Origin of the sequence: Streptomyces sp. NPDC053431 (assembly GCF_044544925.1) — a bacterium.
Classification (GTDB): Bacteria; Actinomycetota; Actinomycetes; order Streptomycetales; family Streptomycetaceae; genus Streptomyces.
In genome coordinates this window covers 1-4,464 of record NZ_JBITXX010000010.1, presented here as the reverse complement: position 1 = coordinate 4,464, position 4,464 = coordinate 1, and the positions used below count along the sequence as shown (strand labels likewise).

The 4,464-nt window shown below is 72.0% G+C and carries 2 protein-coding genes, 1 tRNA gene and 1 rRNA gene; 1 reads left to right on the top strand and 3 read right to left on the bottom strand.

The annotated features are described in order from the left end of the window. A partial coding sequence (locus ACIGXE_RS22825; protein ID WP_399750163.1) for a HAMP domain-containing protein occupies positions 1 to 1,255 on the bottom strand: 1,255 nt, incomplete at its 3' end. 267 nt (positions 1,256 to 1,522) lie between these two features. Between ACIGXE_RS22825 and ACIGXE_RS22820 the strand changes: the two genes are divergently transcribed. Continuing rightward, positions 1,523 to 4,171 carry a SpoIIE family protein phosphatase gene (locus ACIGXE_RS22820; protein ID WP_399750160.1) on the top strand — a complete coding sequence of 883 codons (2,649 nt, stop codon included), beginning with the start codon at positions 1,523 to 1,525 and terminating at the stop codon, positions 4,169 to 4,171. A gap of 110 nt (positions 4,172 to 4,281) precedes the next feature. On the opposite strand, the gene ACIGXE_RS22815 is transcribed toward ACIGXE_RS22820, so the two are convergent. Both ACIGXE_RS22815 and rrf read right to left on the bottom strand, forming a co-directional pair. Further along, positions 4,282 to 4,354, bottom strand: a tRNA-Thr gene (locus ACIGXE_RS22815). A 5-nt stretch (positions 4,355 to 4,359) separates the two neighbouring features. After that, a 5S ribosomal RNA gene (gene rrf, locus ACIGXE_RS22810) occupies positions 4,360 to 4,464 on the bottom strand; the annotation flags it as partial.

Sequence of the window (4,464 nt, the reverse complement as noted above, 5' to 3'; positions counted from 1 at the left end):
TCACCTGCGCGATGTCCCGCACCTGCGTGGTGATGTTCCGGAAGACCGTGTTGACCGAGTCCGTCAGGTCCTTCCACGTACCCGCCGCGCCCGGCACCTGCGCCTGACCGCCGAGCAGACCCTGCGCGCCGACCTCGCCCGAGACGCGGGTCACCTCGTCCGCGAAGGTCCGCAGCGTCTCCGTCATCTGGTTGATGGTGTCCGCGAGCTGCGCGATCTCGCCGCGCGCCGACACCCGCACCTTCTGCGACAGGTCACCGTTGGCGACCGCCATGGTGACCTCAGCGATACCCCTCACCTGATTGGTCAGGTTTCCGGCCATCGTGTTGACGGAGTCGGTGAGGTCCTTCCACACACCGGCGACCCCGGCCACTTCGGCCTGACCGCCCAGCTCGCCCTCCGTGCCCACCTCACGGGCCACCCGGGTCACCTCGGAGGAGAACGAGGACAGCTGGTCCACCATCCGGTTGACGGTGTTCTTCAGCTCCAGCATCTCGCCGGCCACGTTCGCCGTGACCTTCTGCGACAGATCACCGTTGGCCACCGCCGTCGTCACCAGTGCGATGTCCCGCACCTGCGCCGTCAGCCGGTTCGCCATCGTGTTGACCGAGTCCGTGAGGTCCTTCCACGAACCGGACATACCGCGCACCTGGGCCTGACCGCCCAGAATGCCCTCCGTGCCCACCTCCAGGGCGACCCGGGTCACCTCGTCCGCGAACACCGACAGCTGGTCGACCAGGTTGTTCACGGTCCGCGCGACCTTCAGGAACTCACCCCGAAGCGGCCGCGTCACCCCGTCCGTACCCTCCGAACGCAGCTCCATGCGCTGCCCGAGATCACCCTCGGCCACCGCGGACAGCACCCGCCCCACCTCGGACACCGGCCGGGCCAGCTCGTCCACCAGCGCGTTCGCCGCGTCGACCGCCGCCGCCCAGGCACCCTCGGCCGCCCCGGCCTCCAGCCGCTCCGACAGCTTGCCCTCGCGGCCCACCACCCGGCGCACCCGCGACAGCTCGCCGGTCAGATGCGTCTGCCGGTCCGCGACCTCGTTGAAGACGGCGGAGATCTCCGCCATCATCCCCTCACCCGAGACCGTCAGCCGCTTGCGGAAGTTCCCGTCCCGCATCGACACCAGCGCGGCCAGCAGCCGCTGCAGCGCCGCCGCGTCCACCTGCACCGTGCCCGAGCCCCGGGACCGGCCGCCGCCCTTCGCCCGCGAACCGCCACCGCGTCGCGTCGTCGTGCCAGACTCCACCGTGTCCCTCCCGAAGGGGTCGACCGTACCGATCGGTCCTCGCTACCAGCCTGCCCAGTGTTTCACCGTGTCCGAACCAGGCGATAACAGTTCGGCAGCTTCGCACAACGTCCCCACGTCCGAGGGACGGAAACAGCGGTGACCGGCATCCGCTGGGACAGCGAAGGTAAGTAACCTGGCATCCGGCTGTCCAACCGCCCCGGTCCGCCCGGCGGGGGCGGGGCGGCGCGATCAGCGGTACCGGACAGCGGGAGGGGCAGACCGACCATGGCAGAGCCGGGCGTCGAGACGCGTACGAGGAGTTCAGTGATCACCGCGCGGGCGGCTGCGAGTTTCGAACCCGTCGGGCGGTCCGTCGCGACCGCCCGAGCCTTCGTCCGGGACACCCTCCAGGGCTGGGGATACGCCGAGATCGTCGACGACGCCGTCGTCCTCACCAGCGAACTCGTCACCAACGCCGTCATCCACGCCGGCACCGCCGCCGACGTCCTCTGCTTGCGCCAGGACGACGGCGTCCGCATCGAGGTCGCCGACCGCTACCCCGAGCGCGAGATCCCCCTCCAGCACAGCCGCACCATGGGCAGCCCCGACCGCGAGAACGGCCGGGGCCTTCTGCTCTGCGCCGCCCTCGCCGACCGCTGGGGCGTCGACTACGGCCCCACCCGCAAACACGTCTGGTTCCACCTCACCCTCCCCGAGCGCCCCGTCGGCACCCGCTCCGCCGGCCCCGTGCTGCCCGACGCGCTGCTCCCCCTCGCCGAGAACCGGGTCCGCGTCGCCGTCGCCCAGATCGACGCCACCGGCGCCATCACCGCCTGGAACGAGGACGCCGAGGAACTCTTCGGCTACGCCGCCGACCAGGTCACCGGCAAACCCCTCGGCGACCTCGCCGCCTGGCCCCACACGCCCGGCATCGGCACCGGCCTCGCCGAGGCCCTCCGCCTCTCCCGCTGGGAGGGCAGCTACGGCATCCGCTGCGCCGACGGCCGCGTCATCCCCGTCTACGCCTCGCACCTCCGGGTCCGCGACGCCCAGGGCGAACCGTCCACCGTCTGCCTCCTCGTACGGGAGTACGAGCGCGCCGTCCTGCAGACCCCGCAGCGCCCCGCCGCCGAGAGCGGGTCCGAGAGCCGCACCAACGTCGACCCCTTCGAGGTCTTCATCGGCTCCCCCGCCCCCGACGACCTCGACGGCCTCCTGCAGCGCACCGTGGAACGCGCCCGCGACATGCTCGACGGCGACTCCGCCTTCCTCCTCCTCGCCACCGACGACGAGACCGAACTCGAGGTACGCGCCACCACGGGCCTCCCCTCCGCCCGCCAGCGCTTCGCCCGCGTCCCCGTCGAGACCGGCGCCAGCCGCTACGGCTCCGCCCGCATGCCCGCCGTCCACGAGGACCTCGCCGCCGTCCCCGGCGCCGTGCCCCTCCTCGAAGGCACCGGAATGCGCTCGGTCGTCACGGTCCCGCTGAAGGTCGAGGGCCGCCTCACCGGCTCCCTCGGCGTCGCCGCCGAGAGCGCCAACCGCTACTCCAACGAGGAGGCCCTGCGCCTCCAGTTCGCCGCCGACCGCATCGCCCTGGCCGTCGAGTCCGCCCGCCTCGGCGAACTCGAACGCCTCCGCCGCGGCTCCCTCAGCTTCCTCGTCGAGGCCTCCGACCTACTGGCCGGCACCCTCGACCGCGACCAGACCCTGGCCCTCATGGCCCAGATGACCGTCCCCACCCTGGCCACCTGGTGCGCCGTCTACACGATCGCCGACCAGGCCTCCGACCCGTACCTCTCCTACGTGCTGCACGAGGACGAGGACCTCATCGACGGCCTGAAGGCCCTGCTCTCCTCCATCGACCCGCCGGACCCGGTGCCGACCCCCGGTGCCCGCGTCTGGACCGCCCCCGGCGAAGCCGCCCACCGCGCCGCGCTCGGCGCCAGCATGCGCGAACTCGGCGGCCCGGGAAGCCCGGTCTCCTCCGGCATCAACACCGCGCTCTCCACGGCCGCCGCCGTCGGCGGCGAGACCGTGGTCCTGCCGCTCTTCGCCCGCAACCGCGTCATCGGCATGCTCACCCTGGGCAAGCCGACCGACGACCACTTCCGCCAGGAGATCCTGGAGCTCGCCGAGGACCTCTCCCGCCGAGCCGCCCTGGCCCTGGACAACGCCCGCCTCTACTCCGAGCGCGTGGCCATCAGCCAGTCCCTCCAGCGCAGCCTGCTGCCGCCGGGCCTCCCCGACATCCCCGGAGTCGAGGTCGACGTCATCTACCGCGCGGCGGGCGAGGGCAACGAGGTCGGCGGCGACTTCTACGACCTCTTCCCCATCCGCGACGGCGCGTACGGCTTCGCCATCGGCGACGTCTGCGGTACGGGCCCGGAGGCCGCCGCCGTCACCGGCCTGGCCCGCCACGCCCTGCGCCTCCTGGCCCGCGAGGGCTTCGGCGGCCCCGCCGTCCTGGAGCGCCTGAACGCGGCGATCCTCGACGAGGGCGCCCGCAGCCGCTTCCTCACCCTCCTGTACGGCGAGATGCGCCCCCAGGAGGACGGCTCCGCGGTCCTCAAGGTCGTCTGCGCCGGCCACCCGCTGCCCCTCCGGCTGAGCCAGGACGGCACGGTCCGCCCCGCGGCCGACCCGCAGCCGCTGCTCGGCGTCATGGACGACCTGGAGCTCTACGAGCAGACGGTCACCCTGGACCCGGGCGACGTCCTGCTGTGCGTGACGGACGGCGTGACCGAACGCCGCGAGGGCACCCGCATGCTGGGCGACGACGGCCTCACCGAGGTCCTCAGGACCTGTACGGGCCTCACGGCCGGCGCGGTCGCGGCCCGGGTCCTGCGCGCGGTCGAACGCTTCGCCCAGGAGCCCGCGTCCGACGACATGGCGATCCTGGCCCTGCGCATCCCGGAACCGCACCACCAGTAAACGGAAGAAGCCGGCCTCCGCGAGGGGGCCGGCTTCCTCTGTCTCTGGGCGTCCGGGGCGGCGAGGAAACGCAAAAAGGCCCCCGCCTGATGGCGGGGGCCTTTTCTCTGAGCCCTTTAACGGAATCGAACCGTTGACCTTCTCCTTACCATGGAGACGCTCTGCCGACTGAGCTAAAAGGGCGGGTTGTTCGGCGGTGTCCTACTCTCCCACAGGGTCCCCCCTGCAGTACCATCGGCGCTGAAAGGCTTAGCTTCCGGGTTCGGAATGTAACCGGGCGTTTCCCTAACGCT

Coding starts and splice junctions, on each gene's coding strand:
- ACIGXE_RS22820 (WP_399750160.1), top strand. CDS start 1,523: ATGGCAGAGCCGGGCGTCGAGACGCGTACGAGGAGTTCAGTGATCACC.